We start from the raw sequence: 25,868 nt of genomic DNA on the forward strand, positions 1-25,868 counted from the left end.
TCCGGATAAATAAAACGGGCTCCTCTCTATCATAATAAGTGCCTCAATTAGCGGGCACTTTCACGTATTTTTCACAACTTTAAATTTACAATCACGCCGCTTATAAATACCATTTTTGGAGATCTCTTGATTAAACGATTTTACGTACCTTTACTTGCTTTCACTCCGTTAATCGTAAATGCAGATCCACTCACCGAGTATCAGTATTTACCTACAGATGTAACAGAGATGCATTTCTTTTCGACAGACACGCAAGCACAACAACGCACTGAAGAATACAATACTGCGATTGATGCACTTGATGCTGCCCTGGATGACTGTGAAGCAGAAGTATGTGAAACGTTAAGTCAACGACAAGCTGATCTTGAATATGCAATTGATGATCACCAAGAAAAAAACGGGTCATCAATCACGTCCTGGTTAGGTGGCCCAGCTTATACCCCTGAAACAGGTTTTATGGTTGCTGCTGGTGGACTGTTTTCATTTAGTAGTAACCGCGAAGAGCAAGCTCTACAACGCTCAAGCGTGTCTTTATTTGCCGTTGCTACACAAGGTGACGCTGGCTTTGGTTATGGTCTTCGTTCCAAACAGAATTTGTTTTTTGATAACAATGATATTCGTTTCGCGGGCGTATTAAACTTTAGCGATAACGCAGAGCATTACTGGGGGATTGGTTATGACAAGGGCAAAGCCCAAGATGCGTCAGACGATACCTTGTTACGCAATACTGCACTCACTTATGATGCCAACTTGTCTTTTAAAAATGACTATGGCTTCTATTTTGGTCCTGCTTTACGCCTGAAATACTACCAAGCTGACGAAGATGAGATCCCACTTACCGCCAGTCTAGACGATAACTTTAACGAATTTAAAGACAAACCTTTATCTATCGGCTTAGGCGTAACGGTAAATTACGATACGCGAGACGTGACAGTTAACGCGTGGGAAGGCCAATACCTCAATTTTGAATATATTAACTATGGTTCGGTGATCGGTAGCGACAATGACTATCAAAAAGTATTACTCGATTATCGTTATTACCATAGCTTTAACCCCGGCCGTGTTGTTGCTATTTACAATGCCATGCAATGGAGTAATGGCGATGTCCCTTTCTATGACATGCCAACGTTAGGCGGTAGCTTTTCATTGCGTGGTTTATATGCAGGCCGCTTTAGAGACAATAATGCTATTGAGCACACGGTTGAATACCGTCACACTTTCTTGCGCGATAACGGCAATTTATCTGCCCACGGTATGACTGTTTGGGGTGGTATAGGTTCGGTTGCAGGTGACGACACTGATTTATATGAAAACCTTTTATATAGCTACGGTGTTGGTTATCGCTATGAATTACAGCCACGTATGAATGTGCGTATCGATTTTGGTTTTAGTGCGGATGACAGTGGGTTATTTCTGACATTCACAGAAGCTTTTTAAACACTACTTTACAAATTTATATTTTGGACTCTTGCAATACCATGAAATTAAAAACATTTTCTCTATTAACAACCTTAACTACCCCGCTTGCTTTTGCAAACGATGCTGGCCAGTTAGATCAACAATCAGCAGCTATCACATTAACGTCAGAAACATCTGCTGCTATTGATTCAAATAATAATACGCCGTCATTCCCTGAATCATTTAAGCCTCAAGGCGAAGCGGTATTAGGATTACAATCGCTTGAGTCTCAAGAGATCGCGATCCAAGAAGAGCACTGGAGTGGTTTACCTTTCTTAGGCAAGAAAGCCCGTGAAATGGGTTATCAACTCCCTATCCCACTGGGTTTTAATGTTTTTTATAACAAGCAAGAGGTGGGTTATACCGCACAAGATGCATTTAAGCTTGGTTTAAAAGGACAAATAATCAAACCAGCTAAACTTCCAAAGCTACCCGATAAAGTTATTAATATAGATAAAAATATAGAAATTCCTGCAGATCTAATTTCAATTACAGGCGAAGATGAAAGTGTACAGTTAAAAGTAGATGCTTGGATCTTACCGTTTTGGAATATTTACGGATTATTGGGTTACACCAAAGGTAATAAAGATATAGCCATGGATTTATCATCAATTGGTATATCTCAACCGCTTGTATTACCGATTGAATACGAAGCTTATAATGTCGGTATTGGCCAAGTACTAGCAGGCCAAGTTGAAGTTATTCCTGGTATGCACCCATTCATTTTTACTGCTGTAACAGCATTTACCAATTCATGGACAACAACCACAGATAGCACGATTCAGACTTATATTGGTTCATTCCGCGCTGGCCAACGTTACGCTGTACCGGGTGGGCAATTAGCAGTATTACTTGGTTATAACTATCAATTAATAAACCAAAATATCACCGGTTCTTACTCGTTTGACTTACCTGATGGTTATCTTGATGTTGACTATGATGTTGCGCTTAAGAGCCAAGAAACCAGTAACATGTCTGTGAGTATGGTTTACGACTTTGGTCCAAAACAAGAATGGAATATGTTTTTAGAATATGGTTTCCTAAACTGGAACCAAGTGATCTTCTCTATAGGTCGCCGTTTCTAATATCGACTCATTAGTAAAAACCAAACACTACAGTTAAAGATTAATCTATAGATAATAAAAAGCCGCTGTTACTCTACTGTTATTTTAATTTCAGCAAGTAACAGCGGCTTTTTAGTCTTAGCTAAACACTCAAATAAGTTTAAACCTTATTTTGAATTCTGCTCAGCTTTCTTCTTCGCTTTTTCAACACGACGTTCATCAATGATGTGTTTAATCTCACCACCGATATGTGACTCGCCACGCTTTTCTGCTAATTCCATCTGACGTTCACGTTCAGCAAAACGGCTACGTTGCTCATCAGTTACCTGATCATGACAACGGTGGCAGCTTAGGCCTTTCACGTAATGTTCACTTTGTAATTCGTCTTGTGTTAACGGGTAACGACAAGCGAAACACTGATCACATTCGCCTTGCTCTAAGTCGTGATTCACAGAAACACGGCCGTCGAATACAAAGCACTCGCCTTCCCACATGGTTTCTTCTTTTGGCACATCTTCAAGATACTTAAGAATACCGCCTTCTAAGTGATATACTTCGTCAAAACCTTGCTCTTTTAAATAAGCAGTCGATTTTTCACAACGAATACCACCCGTACAATACATAGCAACTTTCTTGTGCTTTTCTTTATCTAAGTTGTTTTTCACATACTCAGGAAACTCACGGAACGTTGCAGTATTCGGGTTAACTGCGTTTTGGAATGTCCCGATTTCAATTTCATAATCGTTACGGGTATCAATTAAGATCACTTCCGGATCTGAAATAAGTGCATTCCAATCTTTCGGTTGCACATAAGTACCCACAACTTGGTTAGGATCGATTCCTTCAACACCCATGGTTACGATTTCTTTTTTCAACTTAACCTTAGTACGCAAGAACGGGTTCTCATCGTTATAAGATTGTTTGAAAGAGATTTCGCCCAGACTTGGGTCTTGAGATAAAAAGCTTAATACAGCATCAATACCTGCTTGTGGCCCAGCAATAGTACCGTTGATACCCTCAGCCGCTAATAACAGCGTACCGCGAACATCTTGGCTTTCCATTTTTGCTAATAAAGGCGCGCGTAACGCTTCAAAGTTTTCTAAACGTACGAATTTGTATAATGCACAAACTGTAATTTGAGCGGTATTATTGGTCGTAATTGGTGCTGACATTTGGTAATTCCCCATTGAGCTAACTGGAACGTAAATCCAGAGCTGTAGATTAAGGCGGCGATGGTAACAGAAATGCGATATCTCGACCAGTAAAATTGATCTAGATCAATCAAGCCTAATCTCTACGCCTCCAAATCACACCAGTTAATAGTATATTCTAATCATGTCATTACGATGATAATAAAATTAACATGTCATATTAACGATACCGAAAACATAATAATAACCACACAATTTACCTTACAGAATTTAACCCTGCCTTAACCCTGCTTACAAACACACCTATTTATACCTTCACATGTAACCTTCAAACGAAACTTACACATTCGCTTACGTATTTGCACTAGTGATAAAACACGTAAGTAGGTGATAAATCGAACAAACGGAACCTTTATTTGAGCATTTAGACTTTCGAATGGTGATAATTGTATGCATGTCACATTTCGTTTATATAATCTCCCTTATTATCTCGCCATCATTTAGTTGCAAAAAGGTTAAAAATGAAAAGATTGATTGCTCATCGTGGAATGTCATCACTGGCACCAGAAAACACATTAGCCGCATTTTCTTTATGTAAAGAACATAATATCCAATGGTTCGAATGTGACGTCGATATTTTAAAAGACGGTACGATCATTGTTTCTCATGACGATACACTAGATCGCTGTACTGATAAGAGTGGTCAATTATGTAAAATCAGTCACGACGATATCGCTAATATCGATGCTGGTAGCTGGTTTGCAGATGAATTCATTGGTGAAAAACTACCGACCCTGCAAGAGCTGATTGCCCTAGCCAATAAGCTTGAACTAAATATGAATATCGAAATTAAATCATGCGCAGCAAGTGCTGCACTCAGCTATGTTCTGATTGATAACCTCATTGCCGGTTTAAAAGAACTGAACCCAGAACGTGAACTCATCGTATCAAGCTTCAATCACCTTGCACTAACCGAATTTAAACGTCGTAGCCCTGAAACTCAAGTTGCTTGCTTATTTGAAAGCCACACCTTGTGGGACGATTGGAACTCTATCTTAGATTGGTGTAATGCAGATTATATCCACCCGGAAGACAAAGGGTTAACACAAGAAATGGTACACAAATTTAAAGCCGCTGGTTTTAAAGTTAACGTATGGACAGTCAACGATCTTGCCCGTGCAAATCAACTATTCAACTGGGGTGTTGACGGTATTTGTACCGATATCGCCCATAAATTCCCATCAAAATACAAAACACTAGGTAACAAATAATGAGCTTATTAGGCAAAATTGGCTTCGACTCGAAAACCCGCTTTTACGGTTTTTTGTCTGTCGTGCTATCAGGACAAATCATTTACTCTGCTTTTGAAGCATTTAAAGGTACGTTTTATAACTTACTGCTTGAAGTATTAAACATCGATAATACGCAAATGGGCGTATTGTTTACCTTAATTGGTTCTGCGATGTTCTTCTACATTCCAGCAGGTTGGGTAAACAACCGTTTCTCTGTGCGTTCGATTCTAATGACCAGTATGTTCATTCGTTTTTTGAGCATGATGGCCATCATTATCTTCCAACCAGAATTTACCTACTTGATCGTCATTGCCGGACTTTGGGGTCTAATCGACGCGATCTTCTGGCCTGCAGTTGTTAACGGCGTAAACTTAATGTCAGGCGATAACAACAAAGGCATGGCATTTGGTTTGTTAGAATCTATCCGTCGCGCGACAGAAATGAGCATGAACGCAATAATCGTTGGTATCATGGCGCTAGTCAGTGGTTCAATCTTAATTTTCCAAGGCGCTATCGTATTCTATACGCTACTTATCCTACCAATGATCTTCTGTGTATGGAAATTCGTACCAGACAATCAATTAGAAGTTAAAGCAGGCGAAAGTAAAAACAAAGCGGCATTACAAGGTTTATTCTACGTATTAAAAATGCCAACAGTATGGTTAGCAGCACTGACGTCGCTAACAGTTTACTGGACTTACATTACACTTATCTACACAGTGCCTTACTTACAAGCAGTATTTGGTTTAACCACGGCTGAAGCGGCTATCTTCGGTATCATTAACACCGGTGCGATGGGTGTTGTTGCTGGTCTTGTAGCGGGTTCGATTGCTGACTTTGTATTTAAGTCATCAATTAAAATGATGCTGTGTGCGCTAGGTCTTACTGTTGTTTGCTTAGGTATTACCATTTTACTGCCTAAATCTGCAGAAATGTTGGTGATGAACATGATCCTACTTATGTGTTTCTCGTTTAGTATCTTCCTAGCAAAAGGCATTATCTTAGCGCCGATTGCTGAAGCAGGCGTGCCGAAAGAATTCAGTGGCGCAGCCATGAGTGTTGGTTCATTCGCAGCTTATGCATCGGTATTTTGGGCTTACGCACTAAACGGTTGGATCATTGATACTTACCCAGCTGTTGAAGCTTACCAAATGATCTTTGGTATTGGACTAAGTGTGTCTGCATTTGGTATGTTCACTGCAATTTGCCTGCTGCTATTAAAGCGCAAACAAGGTGATGGCGATATCTCTGCTGAAGACGCTACGTTAACTTAATATTTGCACCTAAAAATAAAATAGCCGCAGCAATTGCGGCTATTTTTAAAGCGCTGTACACTTAATTATTAAAATACGCTTAATTATTAAAACCACAAGCAGCGGCCAGACAATATGATATTCAATCATTTCAGAACCTTATTCATCTTTATTACTGCTTTAACACTTACCTCTTGTAGCTTATTCGATATCCAGCCACTCGATGACACAACCAACGTCATTAAGATTTATGATGCATACGCACACCTAGAACAATGTACATTCGTTGATGAGTTAGTCGGCTCTGAAGGGACTTGGTACAACTATCTATTTATTTCTAACAAAGACCTCACGCTTGGCAGTATTCATGATTTAAAAAATCAAGCCAATGCTATGGGTGCTAACGCTATTCACATTCAATATAACTTGAGCTTTAATACATCAGTGACTTTTTTCGCTCAAGCTTATGACTGTCCACAATAGCCGAGATTATCATTAATGTCCGTAATAACTGATTAAGCTAAAGATAATACCAACCTCTGTTTTAAAGTCATTAGCTTGATTAAACTCAGTAAATGGTTCTACTTCATAGTACATCCAGGACTTATACATGAGGTTTCGATAACGAATCGAAATGAAGTAATTTTCATTGGGAATATCTTCTGCATCATTGCTTTTACTGTATTGCACACCACTGACAAGTAGCTGATTCTTGCCGGTAGGTTTGATATGATAAAAACCTATCTTGCGTCTGGTATTTGCTTCCGTCTGCAACTTTTGCCAACTGGCGGATAAAGACAAATAACTGCTTTCCAACGGATAAGCAGCAGCCGTTTTGATACTTGGCTCCCAGCCGTCTTCTATAAAATAAGTTAAACGAGGCTGCAAACTAAAATCAACATGCCGAACCTGCCAATTAAACTGTATTTCACTCCTTAGATATACCTGACTTCGACTAAAGCCAACTCTATTTTTAACCTGTCTTTCTTGACCAAACCGCTTAATATATTGAAATGCAAAATTGATCCCCTCTTGCTCGTTATCAATATCTTTCGATTCATAATCTAATAATAGTTCATCTTCATCATTATTATCAATAACCAAAGCAAACCTTTCATCCCACTTTGGTAAATGCAAAGAAACTTTAAAATTAGCATCGACATCGCCTAAATCTGCGGTGCGGGGTAACCAAGATAATTGTAAATAGCCATTAGCTGAGCCTTTGTCCCCGTTACTGTCATCACTACCAATATCATCAACCCAAGCAGCGGTATCTTGCATCATGGTATTAAGCTGGCTTTGTAGCACATCAACCGTGGGTACATTTTCTTTTTCCGAGACGAGTTCTTCTGCCGAGACGGGTTCTTTTACCGAGACTACTTCTCCTGTCGGGAGTATATCTTCTGCCGTTATCTCTTCTGATAAAACAGCGAAAGAACTTGATAAACAGATACAGGCGATAATTACCTTCATGCGCAATAACACTCTACAAACAAGACATTGTTAAGAGGAACTAAGTAAAGTGTATAAACATTAATGTGATCCCGCCATAATAAAATCGATGACTAGATATTCATCATAATATGCACCGAAGTTTGAATTAGCAGCAGTAGCATTGCCACTAAAGACAGCGCAAACGCACGTAAACGATATGGAACATAGTTAGTACCCACATGCACATAAGCATGGATATATCTAAACACCACGTATGCAACTGACAATCCAATAGCAAAACTATTTACCGCACCCACCAGCACTGTAATGATACACAAGCCGTAAAATACCAGCGGAGATTCAAACTGATTATCTAAGTTATTAGATACTTGCACCACATCTTCCGGCCAAGCTTTGTTGTTTAACGCGGTTTTATTAAAATCGACTGCCTTGGCTTTAATCGCTTTTGACTTGCGCATTATCAACAAAATATACAGTGATATAACTAGCAACATATGCCCAAGTAGTGGATATAAAATGGCTATTCCATCCATCGTGCTCTTTCCTTTTGTCTAAATTAGATAGCACTAGATATAAAGTAAAAACCAAGCTAAGGGAAATGATTAATCACAATTGAATTAGATAAGTAGGGAAAGAGTGATAAGGGTTGAATAAATAGAGACGTTATAAAATAAAAAAGCCTCGGTAAAAACAGAGGCTTTAGGGGGATCGCTAAGCAATATCGTTAGCAGATTTTAAACCATGCCTTAAACGATACCTTAAAACAGCATTACATTGTTTTAGAGAATGTACGGCTGATAACGTCTTGTTGCTGCTCTGGTGTTAATGAGTTAAAACGCACTGCATAACCCGATACACGGATTGTTAACTGTGGGTAAGCACTTGGATTTTTAATTGCATCTTCAAGGGTTTCACGCGTTAACACGTTTACGTTTAGGTGTTGACCACCTTCAATTTTTGCAGGCTCTTCAATTGCAATATCACGCGACTCAAAGTTACCCAGTTCAGCTAAAGTAACAACTGCGTCTTGAGCGATAAAGTCGTCTACTGTACCAATGCATCTTGCTTGTTCAGCACTGTTATCAATGAGCCAAATTGAATTATTAAGACGCTGATCGTCAGCTTTAGTGATTTGAATACCTTGTAATTTACTCATTGTGTTACCTTCTTGTTGTATGGATTACCTCACCATACAACAAGAAACCTTAATAATACAAGGGTTAAACCAAAATTAATTAATACTTTATGGGTAGTTTAAATTTCTGTTTATTTTAAGTTAAACATGCGTTAAGTAGCTGCTTTAACCCTGTTAAAATACACGTTTTCTAACACTCTGAAAAGCATCTTGGCAGCTTACCAGCCAATGTGGTACGGCTGCACCACAGCCTGCAGATTTAACACGTGGATGGGTTTTCATTATCACTCTAAAATTATGTTCTTGAACTGGGTCTACATCGACAAACAAGATGTGTTTACCTTTTTCTAGTAAGGTTTGAAATCGAGCAAACCGGGTATTCGGTTTTTTGAAACCTAAAAAACCTCCTTCCCCAGTACAAAAAATAAAACTGCACAATGCGATTAATATAAATATTTCCCAGCCTATAGCCGCTGTATGCCACCCATAAAAGTAAGGTACGATTAATGTAATCAGTGCAATAAAACCACCAATAACGGCGCCAAGACCCAGTCCTTGAAGCACGTTTTGTTTAAATACAGGCTCGACGTTATTCAATTTATATTCGGAAATACTGACATTATCTAAGCTTAATACGTGGATTTGAGGTTCGGTAAATCCCTCTTCTTCAAGTTCCTTTTCAACCATAACTAATTCATTCAGGTCATCCGCTATGTAATAGTGTCTTAACATATGACTCACCACCTAATACATCTGTAATCATGACAATAAAACGTATTTACTTGCTAAACCTTAGTTTGCTTATCCATATAAGTGAAGTACACAAGAGAAAAAATGTATTCGGCTTGTCTATATTACGTATGCCGAATTGTCGAGTATAGTTGTGATTTAAGCTATAAATAAACAATATAATTAACGCCTTAGTTCACAAAATAAAACATCATTTAAGCCATAAAAAACACACGTGACTCACGCTACAAATCTGAAATGACAGTTATGCTAAATTAACACCTTAATGGCTATTATATAAATACCCACCTCACTTTAAGGTTTAGAACATGGATGATTTTATCACCTCAGTTGTGCAAGGGCATATTTTAACCCTGACTATCAATCGCCCTAAAGCGCGGAATGCGTTAAATCAAGCGATGTATTTATCACTTGCGCAGGGATTAGAGCAAGCGCAACAAGACGAGTTCATTCGCGTCGTATTAATTAAAGCCACAAATGATATCTTTTGTGCCGGTAATGACATGCAAGATTTTCAAGCGATGTCAGAAGGTAAGCCAGACCAACATGGCGCTCGGTTTATGCGCGCCTTAATTAATTGTGATAAACCCATCGTTGCAGCAGTTAATGGGCCAGCCATTGGCGTTGGTACAACCTTATTACAATTTGTCGATTTCCTATATCTATCACCAAAAGCAATGTTCCAAACCCCTTTCATCGCGATGGGATTATGTCCTGAACTTGGTTCAAGTGAATTACTCGCCCAACATATTGGTATACGCAAAGCCAAAGCGATGCTACTTGCTGGCGAACGTATGTTAGCAGATGAAGCGGTAACCCTGGGCTTTGCTAATCAGGTATGTGAATCGGCAGATGATACGGCAACGGCAAAAGCGGAAAGTCTTGCTAAATTAGCGCCCATTGCGATGCGTACAAGTAAAGCCATGCTAATGAAAGCATCTCGACCTAAGCTTTTGGCACTAATCGAATATGAAAATAAAAACCTCGCGCATTTAGTCACCCAACCCGAGTCTCGCGAAGCGGTTAACGCTTTTATGGAAAAACGCCAACCAGACTTTAGTTGTTGTTAACAGCCTGAGCTTCAACCGTCTCTAATAACCATACCTTAAAGGCCTGCACTTTCGCTAACGTATCATGTTCAGGCCGCCAAACAATGTAATAAGCCAACTCAGTGCTGCTATCAAGTGCTGGAAATGGTTTAACTAAACGCCCACAAGCAAGATCATCTTTCACCAATACACTGCGCCCTAATGCAACGCCCTGCCCAGCCACGGCGGCTTGTATGACCGATGCCGAGTTATTAATTTTCAAGCCTTTATTGGTGTTTACGTTATCAATGCCCTGTACTGCTAACCAACTAGCCCAAGTCGGAAAACCCGAGCTTACAGGCATAGAGTGATCATGTAATAAGGGATAATCCGCTAGATCTGTCGGTAACGCTAACCCCTGCTTAATCAGATCGGGCGAGCACACGGGAAAGATATCTTCATCCATAAGTAATGTTTGCGACAACCCAGGCCAATTACCCTTGCCATAACGCACACCGATATCAATGTCTTCAGCAAAGTAATTAACCGAGCGCGAATTGGTGTTTAAACGCAGATCATAATCGGGATGGTTAAACTGAAAATCATCAATGTGCATCAATAACCATTTCGCCGCAAACGCAGGGCTCACCGACACGGTAATGGCATTGTTGATAATCGGTTTTTGTAATAATGCGAGCCCTTGCGATATGTGCTCTAAACCCAGGCTAATTTCCGGCAACGCCATTTTAGCCTGCGCCGTTAATGTAAGGCGTGAAGTGCCACTGCTCGCGCGAATAAACAAGCTTACCCCTAGCCATTCTTCTAATAAACGTACTTGCTGACCGATAGCCGCAGGTGTGACATTTAGCTCGTTTGCCGCCAAAGAAAAACTAAGGTGCCTTGCTGATGCTTCAAAAGCACGTACTGCATTTAAATGGGCTATATTATTCATTTACGTTGTTGCCTCGCCGCAGTTAACCACTAAAGAAAAACTATATCGACAGTATAGAAGTAGTGCTTTGTAATATGCAAAGATTAAATCCATAATTACAACATAAAGCACTTCATCTGTGGACAACGATATGAACATTAATAGCGATCTAACCCAGTCAGCCAAGGTATTCTTTAATGCATCAACTTGGGTCCCTTCTCCATTAAAAGGTGTATCACGTAAAATGTTAGAGCGTGATGGCGCAGAGTTCGCGGCAACACCGACAACACTGGTTAACTATGATGCCAACAGCTATTTTACTAATCATGTGCATACCGGTGGCGAAGAATTTTTGGTATTAGCCGGTGTATTTGCCGATGAACACGGTGACTATCCTGTCGGTACTTATAAGCGTAACCCCGTTGGTACAGAGCACGCGCCAATAGTAAAAGACGGCTGCATGATCATCGTTAAACTCGGTCAATTCCAAAACGGTGACGATCAAGATGTAACGATTAATACCGCCAGCCAAGCGTTCATTCAAGATGAACACCGCGTAGCAGTACAATACCAATTACTGCATGCTTTCAAACAAGAAATCGTGCGCTTAGAACGCTGGGCACCTAACTCACAAATCACTTTAGACAACACAGGTGGTATTGAAGTACTGGTGGTTGCTGGTGAATTAAATCATCAAGGTGAATCGTTTAAATCACTTGATTGGCTGCGTTTACCGGTTGGTGAAGCGTTAGATATCACCACCAGCGCTGATGGCTGTACCGTTTGGATAAAAACTGGTCATCATAGCTATCGTTTATAAAAAGTCGATCATAAGAAGCCCCCATAACAGCGCGATAATTTGTAACAAACCGTTTATTAGCGACTGCTTTAATACTTAAAATCTGGATACTTAAAATATGAAAACTGAATTTGTTATTGTTGGCGGTGGATTAAGCGGTTTATATGCAGCTTACTTATTAGAACAACAAGGTAAAGACTATATTTTACTTGAAGGCCGTCATCGACTTGGCGGGCGAATATATACTGAAGACAAGTTTGATATGGGACCATCTTGGTTTTGGCCTGACATGCACCCGCGCATTACTCAATTAATTGATGATCTGCAGCTACCAGTATTCCCACAGCATGATAAAGGTGCATTCTTGTTTGATAAACATGAAAATAAAGCCCCGCTACGTTATGAATCAGGTTATGCGGGCTCGCCACAATCAATGCGGGTTGCAGATGGCATGCAAACGGTGGTTGATGGGGTTATGAGCAAACTTTCAAGTGAGCGCATTATCTGTAATACCAAAGTAACTCACGTAGAACATCAATCGACAACACAAGATAGCTATTCTATCGTGACTGCTCACATCAACGGTGAATCACAAACAATCCAAGCGCGTCAGGTTATCTTCGCGATGCCACTGCGCTTACTTGCAAGCAGTATTAAGTTTACTCCGGCATTACCAAAGCAAGTGCAAAACAAGTTTTCAGCGACTGCGACATGGATGGCAGCACACGCCAAATTCTTTGCTGTTTATGATACTCCGTTTTGGCGTAAAACAGGTTTGTCCGGTTCTGCCAGCAGCCAAGTGGGTCCGCTAGCAGAAATACATGATGCTAGTACGATTGACGCGACGAATAACGTGACGAACAGTGGCAAAGGTGCGCTATTTGGCTTTGTCGGTATCGATGCCCACACTCGCCAATCAGCAGGTAATGAACTCATCAAATCGTTAGCGGTAAAACAACTTGTACGGGTTTACGGTGAACAAGCGGCGCAACCAATTGATGTGAAGTTAGTAGACTGGAGCCAAGAAACACTAACAGCCACAGATGCCGATAAAAACGCACCGAGTGCCCACCCGCATTATGGGTTACGCGATGTTAAATCAGCACTAGCAAGTGTATATCAACAGGGATGGTACTTTGCAGGTACTGAAGCCGCAGAAGAAAACGGCGGTTATATCGAAGGCGCATTAGAGGCGGCTGAAATGGTCATTACACAGATTTAAGTCATTTACATAGCTCTAGACATATAAACAAACTGTTCATCACAGCTATCAATCACAAAGCCAAAACGTGCATATAACTCACCTACTCGATTACCTTGTAAATGGCTTAGCTTGCAAGGTAATTGTTTCTCTTTAGCAAAAGAAATCAGCTGCTTTAATACCTGACTACCAATACCTTTCCCCTGATATTCAGGTAATAAGAAAAAGCGACAGAAATGAATATGGTTACTTTCCATTTCAATCTTATAACTGCCAACCGCGAACCCATCAATACATATCAACATGGGTTTACCATCTGCCCACTCTTGCGCATGCATTTGCTGCTGGACTGCTTCATCCCAACCAAAAATAGCTTTAATCGGCTCGTATTCCGCCGCTTTTTTTAACTTAAACGCGAAATCATAATCTTGCTCAGTCGCAAGTCGGTATGCAATATTCATTAGCCCTACATTCTGAAGTATTTCAATAAGTTTGATTGATAACTAAAAACGAAGAGTACCTATAAGTAATTAATATAACAAGCTTATTAGATTAGAATTCAGAAACAAAAAAGCCAACATAAACCTAAGTCTGTGTTGGCTCTTAATCATTCTAAATTAATAACTATTCTATCAACTCATCAGCGTTGTAAAGATTAATGACTAGCTACTACCGAGAAGTAGTAAATCATCGCCAGTGCAATTGCATACACAGACCAATGGTCTTCTTTCATACGACCCGTCACAATCTTAAGGAAAGCATACACAACCATCGCAGCTGCGATACCGTTACCTGAGTTAAAGCTAAAGATAGTCATAGCAACACAGATAAACGCGGGGAAGTATTCAGTAATATCATCGTAGTTCACTTTCTTCATAGACGACATCATCGAAAAACCAATGTAGATAAGCACAGGTGCTGTCGCTACCGTTGGGATCATTGTCGCTAATGGCGATAAGAACAACGTAAATAAGAACAAGATAGCTGTCACAACCGCAGTGAAACCAGTACGACCACCCGCTTCAACACCCGCAGAACTTTCTAGATATGTAGTCAGTACTGGACATGAAAAGAATGAACCAAAGGTCGTTGCACATGAATCAACGTGGAAGTTCTTTTCAATACCTGGCAAGTTACCATTTTTGTCTAAGTAACCCGCTTGTGAACCCACACCCAGCAGCGTGCCTAATGTCGAGAAGAAATCAGGAATAAAGAAAGCTAATAAGAAAGGTAAATACTTCGGGTCTAGTGCACCTAAAATATCAATCTCAAACAACATACCTTCCATGCTACCCGGCATAGCAAACAATGATTCAGGTACTTTAGCCAAGCCAAAGGGAATACTAATCGCCGTCGTAATTAAGATAGCTAAAATGATGCCGCCACGGGTTTTCTTCGCGACAAAGAACATCACTAAAAAGAAACCAACCATCGACATCAGCGCTTTAGCAGAAGATAAATCACCTAAGTTAAGTACATTCTTAGATGGATTAGCAATGACAATACCCGCTTGTTTCAAACCTAGTAAAGCAATAAACAAACCAATACCTACACCAACAGATACCTTGATGCTGTGCGGTATAACGCGCACAATAAAGTCACGAATACCCAGAAATGATACAGCCATAATGATTTAACCGCTAAATCAACCCGTAAAATATCGACACTATAGGTCAAAGATTGTGGTGATTCGGCAATATCCATCAGTTCGATTAGCGTTGGTGAAGACAATGAATGTGGCGAGGCAATACGTAAAGGATCTAGGATAGGCTGGTCAATGCCATTGATTTGATCTAAACCTTGATTAAGCTGTTTTAACAAACTCTGTGCCAAACTGCGAAATTGCTTACCAGCGGGTGTAAAGCGGATCGGCTGAGAACTGCGATCGACCAACTGCTGGCCAACAGCCGCTTCAAGGGCTTTAATATGTCGTCCAAACGCAGGTTGGGTAATATGCCTTAATTGCGCCGCTTTCGAGAAGTTACGCGTTTCATTGAGGGTTAAAAAATCCTCTAGCCATTTACTGTCAAAACTCATCAGGCAGATCCTTGCTAAAGTGAACCACTATTGTAGCAATACTCTCAGCCCGATAAAAACCATTAACTGCATAAATTATTACGTCCCTTGGCCTTACTGCGATAAAGCGCGTTATCAGCTAATCGTAACAGCATCGAGTGATCAACATCTTCAGTTGCTTTTAACGTCGCAATACCCAAACTACAAGTGATGTATTGAGAACAACTTGAGTATGCATGTAAAAGCTGTAATTCCTCGATCGAGATAACAAGTCTTTGCATAAATAAGGCCGCCTCTTGCTCTGTACAATCAACCATAATAATCGCGAACTCTTCACCACCATAACGCGCGACCGTATCTGACGAACGTTGCACCTTCATATTCAAACAATGAGCAACTTGTTGAATAACCTCATCACCAGCTTGGTGGCCATAGTTATCGTTATACAGTTTAAAATAATCAATATCGAGCATTGCCAATGATACAGAACCGCCTTTACGAAAAGCGCGCTTCCATTCAACTTCAAGTTGGTCATCAAAATGGCGACGATTGGCGAGGCCAGTTAAGCCATCGGTACGGGCTTGTTTTTCTAATTTCGATTCAAACGAACGTTCAACAATTCTCACCGCAAACGTACCAATTGCGATCATGATTAGCAGCGCAGGGATGATCACTGCGCCAATCGCCATCATTACTTTTTCTGTTTTCTGATCGAGTACTGCGACATCAATGTGGATCCATAACGTCGCATCAATATCAGGCAATGGATATTGATAAATCGCTTCCATATAGCCATCTTCCGTATATTTAACAACACTACGGGATGGCTGATTACTCGAACTAAAATCAGCATTAATATTTTTTGTTATCAATGATATGTCAACATAAGCGTGTTTCGCGGCGGCTAATGCTTCTTGCTTTAATTGGTAGTTAATATCAATGACATTACCCACAAACGACATTTCTGGATGCGCAATCACCTCGCCATTTTCATCCACTAAACAAACATAGTTACTGGGATCATAACTGCTACCTTGAAAAATATCTTGAAACTGTTTAATCACGCCAACAGCTGGTTCGCCCTGAAGAATACTTGTTTTTGCGAATGCCTCAAACTTTAGCGCTTGCTGTTCATTCTGCTCCATAGCGACATCGAAAAGCGCATTCCATACTAGGTCATAGGTAATTGGAGTGGCAATGGCTACAACACTCGAAATCACGAATGCTAGTGCAATAAATGTAGCGACAACCGCTTGCTTCGCATTATTTATCGAGCATCTAAATGGTATTTTCAACATAAATAACCTAATAATAACAAAATACAGACTTAATATAGTTTTGAATATTAGCAAATACTCTACTTTTAAACCATGATTAAAAACATCAAGTAAGAGTTATTATTCAATGCGTTAGATTAATCACATTAGAACAGTTCCGAAATAATCTCGTCACCAAACAACAATAAAAAATAATAAAGTTAACAGGTATATCGATATAAATTAGTGCATAACACAACAAGCTTGAGCAAAGCTGCAGTACTGTCACTACAATTATGATAAGACCATCATTTGTTAGGTGAAAATAGACATGCTAATATCAATTTGTATGTGTACATATCAAAGGGAACATGTCGTCAATACATTACAAAGTATTGCCACATTGCGTCTACCTGAACACGTCAATCTTGAAGTAATTGTCGTCGATAATGACGATCACGGTTATGCCGAAATGCTCGTAAAAAACCAAGCTAATATCATGGACATCCCCGTTTTTTATCGTCAAGAATCAGCAAAAAATATTGCTTTGGCACGTAACTGCTCCATCAAAAATACCCAAGGAGAATGGATCGCATTTATTGATGATGATGAAATAGCCGATCCCGATTGGCTCGCGAACCTATTATCCACCGCGCAAACTTTTCAAGCTGATGCCGTATTCGGCCGAGTTAAATCAACCTACCCGAGCAATTCCCCACAGTGGATCATTGACTCTGGTGTATTTGAACGTCCAACAGTAACAAATGGTCAAGAGGTCACGAGTGGTGCGACTAATTCGACTTTAATCAGTCAAGCCGCAATAAAAAAATACCAACTGCAATTTGATGCTGACTATGGCTTAACGGGTGGTGAGGATGCTGATTTCTTTTATCGTTTGTATCAACACGGTGGTAATTTGGTTTGCTCGAATGAGGCATTTGTTAGTGAGGAAGTCGCTAATAACCGCTTAAACATTAAATACCTCTTAAAAAGAGCCCTACGCATAGGGGAAACCTATACCCGTTATCGTATGCAGCAAGCACCGTTAGTGAATAAGTTCGCCTATTTATGTGACGTGCTTTTAAAGCTGGTCATATTGCTGTTTGTCGTGTTAATAAAACTCCCCTTCGGTCAATCTAAATATGCTAAACCACTATTACAATTGGTTGATAAATACGGCAAGATAAGAGCCTTGTTCAGCACCAACACGGTGAAGCTATACAGCTAAATTGTTACCAAATAAAAAGCGAGTCACCATCACAGTGACTCGCTATTTAGCCTATTTTAGCTTAGCCCAAACTAACGCGCTTAAGCTGAATTGATTCTAATCGCCGCTTTTCCAATACCATTTCACTAAATCTTTGTCGTAATTCACAGCCGTCTTTATGACCTAGTATCTCAACTTGATGGAATAGGATTGGCTCGCCCTTATTCACATCAACCAATAATGTCGCACCGGTTGCTAAGCCTAAAGGCAATGCATGATCGTTAACCGAGCATTCTGCACTCGTCATCTCACCGTAATAATCATAACCGCCAATACAATCAAGTTTATCACCCTTTTTCAGATCTCGCTTAGCGCGGGTGATCACATCCGATACGGGAGCGCCCATTGGACGAACCACAGATTGATGCTCAACAACATTAACGTATAAGCCGTACAATGCTTCAATACCCGGCATATGATACGGTAAATACAGCAGGTAATTAGGACCATCACCCATTTTATAATAAGACAGTGAATCTAATATCTCAGGTTTATCAGTAGAGATCACCGCAAATACCCCACCACTGGGTTCAACGCCACAAACGACCTCAATGACACCTGTTTGATTCAAAATACCACCGTCTTCTTTTAACTTTAATAATCCAACAATATCTTCAAGCGTACCTTTGGCTAAATGCATGCCCGGCACATCGGCCACTAAGCCTGTGGCATTAGACACTATCGTCATTTCCATCGACATTTTCGAACCATCGGCAAAGGATGCGATCATCGTTGGTTTTTGGCCCGATTTCTCTGCCCAAGGTAATACTGAATCAGGGTTAGCAAAAGAGTCATGAAACCCTTTAAATTTACCCACGGCCACAATCCCAAAACCCAACACATCGGCATAATTATAAAGGTGCTTAATGAGACCCGGTTCATCTCCCCACATGTTACTGTAGATCAAATCTTTTTCACGGAAGAGTTCAGCAAGTACAGGTCCTACAAGTGCATCCGTTTCAGCGCTGACCACAAAGTGTTTATTAGCCACTAACGTAGCAAGAGCCAGTTCACAACCAAACTCGGTATCACCAGTCAGTTCAACGACAATATCAGCGTCACTGTCGCAAAACTCTTCAATAGTGTCGGCAATAATCGATAGCGGTAAATTTGCATCCTTAAGCAAAGCAATGATGGGGGCTCGCGTTTTGGAATAAATCGAAACAACATCAATAAAGTCCAGCAGTGTGATCTGCTGTATCAAGCCCTTACTGATATACCCCGCACCTGCAATAGCTACTTTAATATTGCCATGTTCGATTTTATAAGCATCTAATAAGTTACGATTAATCATTGATGTTCCTCAGCGGTTATCTGTTATGTCATTGTTATTGCAATTACATGACGTAACTTACAACGCCAATCAGAAGGTCTAAAGATCAGTGAAATTTTATGACAATCTAAAATGCCATTTTTAGGCCTAGTGGCAATGGAAGCATACTCTTCACTCGTCACCCCTATTAAACATCGGCCCTGCTCACCGGGTTTGTATTTATCTAATTCTTCAAAAACAGCGTAAGCAAAATCGAACCAACTTACCCCGCTATTTCTATCACTATCACTATCACTATCACTATCACTATCACTATCACTATCACTATCACTGCAAAAATTATAATCGCCAAATCGATAGCGACCCGTTTCAGCATGATAGTCCTTAGCAATATCAACGACTAAATTTGCCAAGTCACCCGCATAGGTTGGACAGCCTATTTGGTCGTTAACCACTCGAATCGGTGCAGTCTCACGGCTAAGTGATAACATCGTCGTGACAAAGTTTTGCCCATATTCACTAAAAACCCAAGAGGTACGAATAATGATGTAACGACTCAAATAGGTTTTTATATATTGCTCACCTTGCAGTTTCGTGCGCCCGTATACATTCAAAGGGGTTGGTGTATCATCTTCCAGGTAAGCACGTCGACCGTGACCACTAAAAATGTACTCCGTTGAAAAATGGATGAATAACGCACCGAAGTTGTGACACTGTATTGCCAATAAATAAACACCATAAGCATTTATCGACTCAGCTGCGGCCGTATCATATTCCGCCTTATCGACATCGGTATAACCCGAGGCGTTAACCACCACATCAGGTTTAAAGCGCTTAAAGACACTCTGCACCTGCTTTGCATTAGTGATATCTAATGTGTCTATATCAGTGAATAACACATCCCAGCCTTGATCTTGTATACGGTCTCTTATCGCTTGGCCTATCTGCCCTTTCTGTCCAGTGACGAGTAATCGATACATAAGTTAAAACAAGTCCTTAAACTTAAGGCCTATTTTATCCTTGTCTGACAGTAACGGATTATCACAAGGCCAATTGATATTTAACTCAGGGTCATTCCAGATCAAACAACCTTCATCGCTATTATCATAATAGTCCGTACACTTATATTCAAAATCAGCCAGTTCAGATAACACCACAAAACCATGTGCTAATCCCGGCGGCAACCAAAATTGTAACTTATTCTCTGCATTTAACCGCACGCCATGGCACTGACCGTGGGTTGGTGAATCTAAGCGTATATCGACCGCAACATCAAAAACTTCGCCCATAACGACTCGCACTAACTTACCTTGTGGGTTCGTTTTTTGAAAATGTAATCCACGCAGCACGTTTTTTGCAGAGCGAGAATAGTTATCTTGAACAAAATCAAACTGACTACCTAGCACATCGCGATAACGCACTGCTTGAAATGTTTCCATAAAAAAACCACGCTCATCACCGAATACATCTGGCTGGATCACCAAAGCACCATCAATTGCAGTTTTCGATACTTTCATCTACAGCTCCTCACAAAGTAAACCGTAAAGGTATTGCCCATACTCTGTTTTCTGTAATAAACAAGCTTGCTCTTCTAATTGCCCACGCGTGATCCAACCTTTTGAAAACGCAATCTCTTCTAAGCACGCCACTTTTAAACCTTGATTATGTTCTATGGTTTGTACAAACATACCCGCCTTCAATAACGAATAATGCGTACCAGTATCAAACCAAGCAAAGCCACGGCCAAAGCGTTCAACGTATAACTCACCTGCCGCTAAATATAGGTTGGTAATATCTGTTATCTCCACTTCATTACGAGCAGACGGCGTTAACGATTTAGCCATATTAATCACCCGATTATCATAAAAATATAACCCGGTGACGGCATTATTCGACTTTGGTTTTTCAGGTTTTTCTTCAATACTGATCGCATTACCTTCTTTATCGAATTCGACTACACCAAAACGTCCTGGGTCTGTCACGCGATAACCAAATACCGTAGCGCCAGTATCCTTGTTCGTCGCATTTAATAACTTACCTGTAAAGTGTTGTCCATAAAAAACATTATCGCCCAATATCAAGCAAACATTATCATCGCCAATAAAGTCTTCACCAATGATAAATGCTTGCGCAATCCCCTCTGGTCTAGGCTGCTCCGCATATTCAATATTAAGCCCGAATATATGACCATCGCCGAGTAAATCTTTGAAATGTGGCAAATCATCGGGTGTCGAGATGATTAATATATCTTGAATATCCGCCAACATAAGCACAGAGAGCGGATAATAGATCATCGGTTTATCATAAATAGGTAATAGCTGTTTTGAGACTGCTTTAGTGATCGGATGTAAACGCGTCCCAGAGCCACCCGCTAACACGATGCCTTTATATTTTTTATTGCCCATTAGCACTTTCTCCTCGACGTGTTAACTGATAATCACCACTTAGCACTCGCTGCCACCATGTTGTATTATCTAAATACCACAACACCGTTTTTCTGATACCAGTCTCAAATGTTTCTTCGGGTTGCCAGCCTAATTCACGTTGAATTTTACTCGCATCAATGGCATATCGCAGATCATGCCCAGGTCGGTCACTGACAAATTCAATAAGATCACGGTAATACGCGACACCATCTGGCTTATTTGGCACCAAATCCTCCAGCGCATCACACAAAGTATGAATAACATCTATGTTACGTTTCTCGTTGTGACCACCAATATTATAACTTTCGCCAACCAGCCCTTTTAGCGCAACCTGTACTAAAGCGCGAGCATGATCATCGACATACAACCAGTCCCTGATTTGTAGACCATTACCGTAAACAGGTAAGGCTTGGCCATTTAATGCATTTAATATCATGTGCGGAATCAGTTTTTCTGGAAAATGATAAGGGCCGTAATTATTTGAACAATTGGTAATTAATGTAGGCAGGCCGTAGGTTCGTAACCAAGCTCGCACTAAGTGATCAGCACTGGCTTTGGTTGCAGAATAAGGCGAACTCGGATCATAAGCCGTGGTTTCGACAAATAGGTCGCCTTGACTCTCTTTACTTGCTTGGCCAGCTAAGTCACCAAATACCTCATCGGTCGAGATATGATGGAAACGAAAGCCTGCTTTTTTTTCATCTCCGAGTGATAACCAATAAACACGTGCTGATTCCAATAAGTTATAGGTGCCAATGATATTTGTTTCAATAAAGCAATTAGGATTTTCAATGGAGCGATCAACATGTGACTCCGCTGCAAGGTGCATAACAATATCTGGTTGATGTTGATAAAATACGCGGTCAATCTCTTTCCGATTACAAATATCAACATATTCAAATACATACTGCGATGACAGTAAAGTAGCTGGAATGGAGTCCAGATTACCGGCATACGTTAAGCTATCGAGATTAACGACCTGGTAGTCTGTATCAGTCAATATATGTCGAATAACCGCACTACCAATAAAACCTGCGCCACCTGTGACTAATATCTTCATATGACTATTGCTCGTAATTAACGCTTGAAGAACGTTGGTTTTGTGACTTTCGCGCTGTAGGAATGTTCGGTTTTAATAAATACTGAAAATGGTAAATGAATGCATCGCGAATATGGAAACGTAAAACCCGATTACTAAATACATCCTTAAAACCACCCGCACTACAACGTAAGCCATCTGCACCCACGACTATCTCGCTCTCGTAATGCACTTTATAACCCTGTTCCCAGCACTTATAACAAATATCAGGGTCTGCCATAAAAATAAAATAGCGACAGTCAAAACCACCAATTTTATCCCAAAGGTGACGACTTATAGCCATAAATGAAGATTGTAACCAGTCCACATTGGCTGGTTTGAAATAATCAAACTCCCCATATTCATAGTACTCAGCAATACCCTTTAATAGCGGTAAATGTCGGAATGAAGAACGTCGTAACACTTGAGCTGCTAGATTAGGAAAGCGACGCACAGTATCAGGTGTCGAACCGTCGTCATTCATCTGCCGAGTACCCACAATACCGACTCGAGGATCTCGTTTATAAATAGCGAGGATATCAGCTAATATATTGACTGATGTCCATTCGATATCCGGATTCACAAACAGCAGGTAATCACCACGACACAAATCAGCGCCTTGATTACAGCCGCGGGTGTAGCCATTGTTTTGTTTATTAAAAAATAACGTCACATTATCGCTTTGTTTACACTGAGATAATATTTGTTGATTACCGCTATCCATTGAATTATCAATAATAATCACTTCGGTATTAAAGTCACCTTGCTGTGCCAATATCCTTTCGACATTACTTACAATGCGTTCAGCTTTAAAAAAGTCAACAATAACAACAGAAATTAATATTTTCTTAGCCATAAGAATCTTCTCTTTGCTCTACGAATAATTTTTTATCGATAACGGCTGAAAATGCATGATTAGTGATATCAATTGCTTGGTCGTATCTCGGGATAGCAATCAGATCAGCCAAGGAATACACAGGCAACAATTCATCAGGGTAAATAACGGTCATGTTTGGATTACTGAGTTCTTTTGCTATTTGCAGTTGATGATCATCAGAAAACTCACCAAATTGCTCTAACCTCGGTACAAAGATCACTTTCTTCTGATAAACAAGCATCTGATTAATACTACCGACACCACAATGGCTAATAACAAGGCTACTTCCTTTGACAAGTTCATCCATTTTACCTTTGCCAACCATATCAACAATTTCGCCATTAGCAGGCTTCACAGTCACTTCAAAACCACCTTTTTGAATAAACCAACGTACGTTAGGATCATGGTAAATATCCATTTTTTCCAGCGCAGCAATAAGACGTGGAAACGGATAAGAATTGGTTCCCATAGTGACTAACACTAATGGCGTTTCTGGCGGTGATAAGGGCGTCAATACTTGATTAACCTTACCTTCTAAATCAAACGTTTTACCCACATAGTCGACATTATATTCGCTAGCAACAGCTTCCCATTGTGACATAAACTCATCATATAGCTTATATTTATGGACTAATTTACCCGTGTTCGACAATTCAACCACCCGCGATAAAGTATCCAAATACACAAATCGTAACGGTAAAAATTTACACACCAGAGCAAAAGGTAAAACGATGGGACCACCAGTGGTAAACACGGTATGCGGTCTTTCTCTAACAAGCACGTACAACGCATAAAAAATATTAACAAAGTGAATAAACGCATTTTTCTGTGTTGACCAAATTGTGTAAATTTTCTTAATTTTACCGTCGTTAACGAGTGCTTTAGTCGTGACTAACACGATTTCATCAACATGACTACAAGCACATAATGCCTGAGTCAAATGTCCACCAGCAGATGCGATCAACAGCACTTTTTTATTTTGCATTTGAATACTCCAGATTAAGACCATCAACTAAACATTGATAATGATTAACAACTGTTTTTTTATCAAAAATATCTAATGCATGGGTTTCTAATGCACGCTTTATACGATTTTGGAAAAAGTCATGTTTTACAATCAACTCCTCCACTTTATTTACTAATTCATCAATACTTTGATCGCGTACCTTGATGCCAACATCTATATCATCCAAATAACCATCAATACCTGTATTCGCATGATATAGAATCGGTAAACCTGAAAATAATGCTTCAACAAAAACCATTCCAAAAGATTCATTTTTACTCGGTAACAAAAATGCTGAATATTGTTTTAGTTTTTGCTGCAGCAATTTATTATCAATTCGTCCTTTAATGGTAACGATGTTACTTAACGATAACGCATCAATTTTACCCTGCACTATTTTCATCTTATTCTCGGGTCCTGAACCATATATATCCAGTCTAATATCTGGATATTCACTACTAAGCTTAGATATAGCTTCTAACAATGGCATGATACCTTTGCGCTCAAATTGCTCAAATCTGAAAACCGTAACGAAATTAGCCACTTTACAGCCCTGATTAATTTTCACTATCTGTCGCATTTCACAAGGGTTTGGTAAAAGGCTCGATTGTGTGGTGCCGGTGTTTAGGCTGGAATTCAACATTTTTTTAATCGGTTTTTTAGCCCAAGAACTTACCCAGAATATATGTTCAGCTTCTTCTAATACCTTCTTCCAACGCGATCGCAAGAAAGCTTTATGCTGTAAAATACGCACATCTGTACCGCCTCTGACAGATAAGAAATACGGTACGCCGAATTGATTAGCGATTGCAGCCCCTAAGGTGCCATCAATCGCTAATTTATGACCATGGATAAGTTGGTATTTTATCTGCTGTGTTTTAATGAGCTTAAAGAGGCGTTGTCGTGCAAGAAATAAGGATAACGTCAGCGCTAAACCAAAAGGCAAGCCCCAGTAATAAATCGAATGCAACTTAGTGCTATGGGGGATCACACGGACACGCCAAGGCCATGGGGTACGATGAATAACAAAAACGGTATTCGAGATACCAGAAGTGGCATCTAATAGGGATTTAACGGCTGGCGTACTTAAATTATTGCGACCGTCTGGGTAATCAGAGTGTATATGTAGCACATTCATATCATAACAACCTG

Annotated in this window: 27 protein-coding genes; 9 read left to right on the top strand and 18 right to left on the bottom strand. The window is 40.1% G+C overall.

Annotation, left to right across the window (positions count from 1 at the left end; translation table 11 throughout):
• Positions 1–126: 126 nt before the first annotated feature.
• The gene (locus FR932_RS08975; protein ID WP_019441861.1) at positions 127–1,437 is read left to right on the top strand and encodes a BamA/TamA family outer membrane protein; all 1,311 of its coding nucleotides are present in this window, start codon (positions 127–129) and stop codon (positions 1,435–1,437) included.
• A gap of 41 nt (positions 1,438–1,478) precedes the next feature.
• Positions 1,479–2,543: a hypothetical protein gene (locus tag FR932_RS08980; protein WP_019441860.1), complete on the top strand. Its 1,065-nt coding sequence runs from the start codon at positions 1,479–1,481 to the stop codon at positions 2,541–2,543.
• 146 nt (positions 2,544–2,689) lie between these two features.
• Here FR932_RS08980 and trhO read toward each other — a convergent pair whose 3' ends face one another.
• The gene (gene trhO / locus FR932_RS08985; protein WP_019441859.1) at positions 2,690–3,694 is read right to left on the bottom strand and encodes an oxygen-dependent tRNA uridine(34) hydroxylase TrhO; all 1,005 of its coding nucleotides are present in this window, start codon (positions 3,692–3,694) and stop codon (positions 2,690–2,692) included.
• 500 nt (positions 3,695–4,194) lie between these two features.
• Between trhO and FR932_RS08990 the strand changes: the two genes are divergently transcribed.
• The 3 genes from FR932_RS08990 (at position 4,195) to FR932_RS09000 (ending at position 6,701) form a co-directional block, all read left to right on the top strand.
• The gene (locus tag FR932_RS08990) at positions 4,195–4,944 is read left to right on the top strand and encodes a glycerophosphoryl diester phosphodiesterase (protein ID WP_019441858.1); all 750 of its coding nucleotides are present in this window, start codon (positions 4,195–4,197) and stop codon (positions 4,942–4,944) included.
• Entirely contained in the window at positions 4,944–6,239 is a 1,296-nt protein-coding gene (locus FR932_RS08995; protein WP_151676829.1) for an MFS transporter, read from the top strand. The genes FR932_RS08990 and FR932_RS08995 overlap by 1 nt, the downstream gene beginning before the upstream one ends.
• Positions 6,240–6,353: 114 nt before the next feature.
• Complete coding sequence (locus FR932_RS09000; protein WP_019441856.1) at positions 6,354–6,701, top strand: DUF4156 domain-containing protein; 348 nt, start codon at positions 6,354–6,356, stop codon at positions 6,699–6,701.
• 12 nt (positions 6,702–6,713) lie between these two features.
• Here the strand turns inward: FR932_RS09000 and FR932_RS09005 are convergent, their stop codons facing one another.
• The 4 genes from FR932_RS09005 to FR932_RS09020 all read right to left on the bottom strand — a co-directional run bounded on the left by FR932_RS09005 (position 6,714) and on the right by FR932_RS09020 (position 9,540).
• Positions 6,714–7,691 (bottom strand): hypothetical protein, encoded by a 978-nt coding sequence (locus FR932_RS09005; protein WP_019441855.1) that lies wholly within the window; start codon positions 7,689–7,691, stop codon positions 6,714–6,716.
• A 92-nt stretch (positions 7,692–7,783) separates the two neighbouring features.
• The gene (locus tag FR932_RS09010; RefSeq protein WP_019441854.1) at positions 7,784–8,206 is read right to left on the bottom strand and encodes an MAPEG family protein; all 423 of its coding nucleotides are present in this window, start codon (positions 8,204–8,206) and stop codon (positions 7,784–7,786) included.
• Positions 8,207–8,442: 236 nt separating this feature from the next.
• Positions 8,443–8,829, bottom strand: a complete 387-nt coding sequence (gene grcA / locus FR932_RS09015; protein WP_019441853.1) for an autonomous glycyl radical cofactor GrcA — start codon at positions 8,827–8,829, stop codon at positions 8,443–8,445.
• A gap of 153 nt (positions 8,830–8,982) precedes the next feature.
• Positions 8,983–9,540, bottom strand: a complete 558-nt coding sequence (locus FR932_RS09020; RefSeq protein WP_019441852.1) for a hypothetical protein — start codon at positions 9,538–9,540, stop codon at positions 8,983–8,985.
• Between the two features lie 326 nt (positions 9,541–9,866).
• On the opposite strand from FR932_RS09020, the gene FR932_RS09025 reads away from it, so the two are divergent.
• Positions 9,867–10,628 (top strand): enoyl-CoA hydratase/isomerase family protein, encoded by a 762-nt coding sequence (locus FR932_RS09025; protein WP_019441851.1) that lies wholly within the window; start codon positions 9,867–9,869, stop codon positions 10,626–10,628.
• On the opposite strand, the gene gcvA is transcribed toward FR932_RS09025, so the two are convergent.
• Positions 10,615–11,538, bottom strand: coding sequence for a transcriptional regulator GcvA (gene gcvA / locus FR932_RS09030; protein ID WP_019441850.1), 924 nt, complete (start codon positions 11,536–11,538; stop codon positions 10,615–10,617). The two genes, FR932_RS09025 and gcvA, sit on opposite strands and share 14 nt — an antisense overlap.
• A 130-nt stretch (positions 11,539–11,668) precedes the next feature.
• Here gcvA and FR932_RS09035 point away from each other — a divergent pair, with 130 nt between their 5' ends.
• Together FR932_RS09035 and FR932_RS09040 are read left to right on the top strand one after the other, a co-directional pair.
• Positions 11,669–12,337, top strand: coding sequence for a cupin domain-containing protein (locus FR932_RS09035; RefSeq protein ID WP_019441849.1), 669 nt, complete (start codon positions 11,669–11,671; stop codon positions 12,335–12,337).
• A 97-nt stretch (positions 12,338–12,434) separates the two neighbouring features.
• Complete coding sequence (locus FR932_RS09040; RefSeq protein WP_019441848.1) at positions 12,435–13,538, top strand: flavin monoamine oxidase family protein; 1,104 nt, start codon at positions 12,435–12,437, stop codon at positions 13,536–13,538.
• A 5-nt stretch (positions 13,539–13,543) separates the two neighbouring features.
• On the opposite strand, the gene FR932_RS09045 is transcribed toward FR932_RS09040, so the two are convergent.
• The 4 genes from FR932_RS09045 to FR932_RS09060 form a co-directional block, all read right to left on the bottom strand.
• Entirely contained in the window at positions 13,544–13,978 is a 435-nt protein-coding gene (locus tag FR932_RS09045) for a GNAT family N-acetyltransferase (protein ID WP_019441847.1), read from the bottom strand.
• Positions 13,979–14,172: 194 nt separating this feature from the next.
• A complete protein-coding gene (locus FR932_RS09050; protein ID WP_081588320.1) occupies positions 14,173–15,144 on the bottom strand; it encodes an NCS2 family permease in 972 nt (323 codons plus the stop codon).
• The gene (locus FR932_RS09055; protein WP_019441845.1) at positions 15,066–15,554 is read right to left on the bottom strand and encodes a LysR family transcriptional regulator; all 489 of its coding nucleotides are present in this window, start codon (positions 15,552–15,554) and stop codon (positions 15,066–15,068) included. The genes FR932_RS09050 and FR932_RS09055 overlap by 79 nt, the downstream gene beginning before the upstream one ends.
• 62 nt (positions 15,555–15,616) lie before the next feature.
• On the bottom strand, positions 15,617–16,831 hold the full coding sequence (locus FR932_RS09060) for a sensor domain-containing diguanylate cyclase (RefSeq protein WP_019441844.1): 1,215 nt from the start codon (positions 16,829–16,831) through the stop codon (positions 15,617–15,619).
• A 289-nt stretch (positions 16,832–17,120) separates the two neighbouring features.
• On the opposite strand from FR932_RS09060, the gene FR932_RS09065 reads away from it, so the two are divergent.
• Positions 17,121–18,017 carry a glycosyltransferase family 2 protein gene (locus FR932_RS09065; protein ID WP_240532415.1) on the top strand — a complete coding sequence of 299 codons (897 nt, stop codon included), beginning with the start codon at positions 17,121–17,123 and terminating at the stop codon, positions 18,015–18,017.
• 61 nt (positions 18,018–18,078) lie between these two features.
• Here FR932_RS09065 and FR932_RS09070 read toward each other — a convergent pair whose 3' ends face one another.
• The 8 genes from FR932_RS09070 to FR932_RS09105 are packed head-to-tail and all read right to left on the bottom strand — an operon-like array spanning position 18,079 to position 25,854.
• Positions 18,079–19,350, bottom strand: a complete 1,272-nt coding sequence (locus FR932_RS09070; protein ID WP_019441842.1) for a hypothetical protein — start codon at positions 19,348–19,350, stop codon at positions 18,079–18,081.
• 23 nt (positions 19,351–19,373) lie between these two features.
• Complete coding sequence (rfbD, locus tag FR932_RS09075) at positions 19,374–20,309, bottom strand: dTDP-4-dehydrorhamnose reductase (protein WP_019441841.1); 936 nt, start codon at positions 20,307–20,309, stop codon at positions 19,374–19,376.
• Between the two features lie 3 nt (positions 20,310–20,312).
• A complete protein-coding gene (gene rfbC, locus FR932_RS09080; protein WP_019441840.1) occupies positions 20,313–20,846 on the bottom strand; it encodes a dTDP-4-dehydrorhamnose 3,5-epimerase in 534 nt (177 codons plus the stop codon).
• Complete coding sequence (gene rfbA / locus FR932_RS09085; RefSeq protein ID WP_019441839.1) at positions 20,847–21,734, bottom strand: glucose-1-phosphate thymidylyltransferase RfbA; 888 nt, start codon at positions 21,732–21,734, stop codon at positions 20,847–20,849.
• A complete protein-coding gene (gene rfbB / locus FR932_RS09090; RefSeq protein WP_019441838.1) occupies positions 21,724–22,815 on the bottom strand; it encodes a dTDP-glucose 4,6-dehydratase in 1,092 nt (363 codons plus the stop codon). Before rfbB ends, rfbA begins: the two co-directional genes overlap by 11 nt.
• 4 nt (positions 22,816–22,819) lie before the next feature.
• Complete coding sequence (locus FR932_RS09095) at positions 22,820–23,689, bottom strand: glycosyltransferase (RefSeq protein WP_019441837.1); 870 nt, start codon at positions 23,687–23,689, stop codon at positions 22,820–22,822.
• Complete coding sequence (locus tag FR932_RS09100; protein WP_019441836.1) at positions 23,682–24,695, bottom strand: glycosyltransferase; 1,014 nt, start codon at positions 24,693–24,695, stop codon at positions 23,682–23,684. Before FR932_RS09100 ends, FR932_RS09095 begins: the two co-directional genes overlap by 8 nt.
• Positions 24,685–25,854: a glycosyltransferase gene (locus FR932_RS09105; RefSeq protein ID WP_019441835.1), complete on the bottom strand. Its 1,170-nt coding sequence runs from the start codon at positions 25,852–25,854 to the stop codon at positions 24,685–24,687. Before FR932_RS09105 ends, FR932_RS09100 begins: the two co-directional genes overlap by 11 nt.
• Positions 25,855–25,868: the final 14 nt, after the last annotated feature.

Source organism: Moritella marina ATCC 15381, from assembly GCF_008931805.1.
In the GTDB taxonomy this organism is placed as follows: domain Bacteria; phylum Pseudomonadota; class Gammaproteobacteria; order Enterobacterales; family Moritellaceae; genus Moritella; species Moritella marina.

Coding starts and splice junctions, on each gene's coding strand:
- FR932_RS08980 (WP_019441860.1), top strand. CDS start 1,479: ATGAAATTAAAAACATTTTCTCTATTAACAACCTTAACTACCCCGCTT.
- trhO (WP_019441859.1), bottom strand. CDS start 3,694: ATGTCAGCACCAATTACGACCAATAATACCGCTCAAATTACAGTTTGT.
- FR932_RS08990 (WP_019441858.1), top strand. CDS start 4,195: ATGAAAAGATTGATTGCTCATCGTGGAATGTCATCACTGGCACCAGAA.
- FR932_RS08995 (WP_151676829.1), top strand. CDS start 4,944: ATGAGCTTATTAGGCAAAATTGGCTTCGACTCGAAAACCCGCTTTTAC.
- FR932_RS09000 (WP_019441856.1), top strand. CDS start 6,354: ATGATATTCAATCATTTCAGAACCTTATTCATCTTTATTACTGCTTTA.
- FR932_RS09005 (WP_019441855.1), bottom strand. CDS start 7,691: ATGAAGGTAATTATCGCCTGTATCTGTTTATCAAGTTCTTTCGCTGTT.
- FR932_RS09010 (WP_019441854.1), bottom strand. CDS start 8,206: ATGGATGGAATAGCCATTTTATATCCACTACTTGGGCATATGTTGCTA.
- grcA (WP_019441853.1), bottom strand. CDS start 8,829: ATGAGTAAATTACAAGGTATTCAAATCACTAAAGCTGACGATCAGCGT.
- FR932_RS09020 (WP_019441852.1), bottom strand. CDS start 9,540: ATGTTAAGACACTATTACATAGCGGATGACCTGAATGAATTAGTTATG.
- FR932_RS09025 (WP_019441851.1), top strand. CDS start 9,867: ATGGATGATTTTATCACCTCAGTTGTGCAAGGGCATATTTTAACCCTG.
- gcvA (WP_019441850.1), bottom strand. CDS start 11,538: ATGAATAATATAGCCCATTTAAATGCAGTACGTGCTTTTGAAGCATCA.
- FR932_RS09035 (WP_019441849.1), top strand. CDS start 11,669: ATGAACATTAATAGCGATCTAACCCAGTCAGCCAAGGTATTCTTTAAT.
- FR932_RS09040 (WP_019441848.1), top strand. CDS start 12,435: ATGAAAACTGAATTTGTTATTGTTGGCGGTGGATTAAGCGGTTTATAT.
- FR932_RS09045 (WP_019441847.1), bottom strand. CDS start 13,978: ATGAATATTGCATACCGACTTGCGACTGAGCAAGATTATGATTTCGCG.
- FR932_RS09050 (WP_081588320.1), bottom strand. CDS start 15,144: ATGGCTGTATCATTTCTGGGTATTCGTGACTTTATTGTGCGCGTTATA.
- FR932_RS09055 (WP_019441845.1), bottom strand. CDS start 15,554: ATGAGTTTTGACAGTAAATGGCTAGAGGATTTTTTAACCCTCAATGAA.
- FR932_RS09060 (WP_019441844.1), bottom strand. CDS start 16,831: ATGTTGAAAATACCATTTAGATGCTCGATAAATAATGCGAAGCAAGCG.
- FR932_RS09065 (WP_240532415.1), top strand. CDS start 17,121: ATGCTAATATCAATTTGTATGTGTACATATCAAAGGGAACATGTCGTC.
- FR932_RS09070 (WP_019441842.1), bottom strand. CDS start 19,350: ATGATTAATCGTAACTTATTAGATGCTTATAAAATCGAACATGGCAAT.
- rfbD (WP_019441841.1), bottom strand. CDS start 20,309: ATGTATCGATTACTCGTCACTGGACAGAAAGGGCAGATAGGCCAAGCG.
- rfbC (WP_019441840.1), bottom strand. CDS start 20,846: ATGAAAGTATCGAAAACTGCAATTGATGGTGCTTTGGTGATCCAGCCA.
- rfbA (WP_019441839.1), bottom strand. CDS start 21,734: ATGGGCAATAAAAAATATAAAGGCATCGTGTTAGCGGGTGGCTCTGGG.
- rfbB (WP_019441838.1), bottom strand. CDS start 22,815: ATGAAGATATTAGTCACAGGTGGCGCAGGTTTTATTGGTAGTGCGGTT.
- FR932_RS09095 (WP_019441837.1), bottom strand. CDS start 23,689: ATGGCTAAGAAAATATTAATTTCTGTTGTTATTGTTGACTTTTTTAAA.
- FR932_RS09100 (WP_019441836.1), bottom strand. CDS start 24,695: ATGCAAAATAAAAAAGTGCTGTTGATCGCATCTGCTGGTGGACATTTG.
- FR932_RS09105 (WP_019441835.1), bottom strand. CDS start 25,854: ATGAATGTGCTACATATACACTCTGATTACCCAGACGGTCGCAATAAT.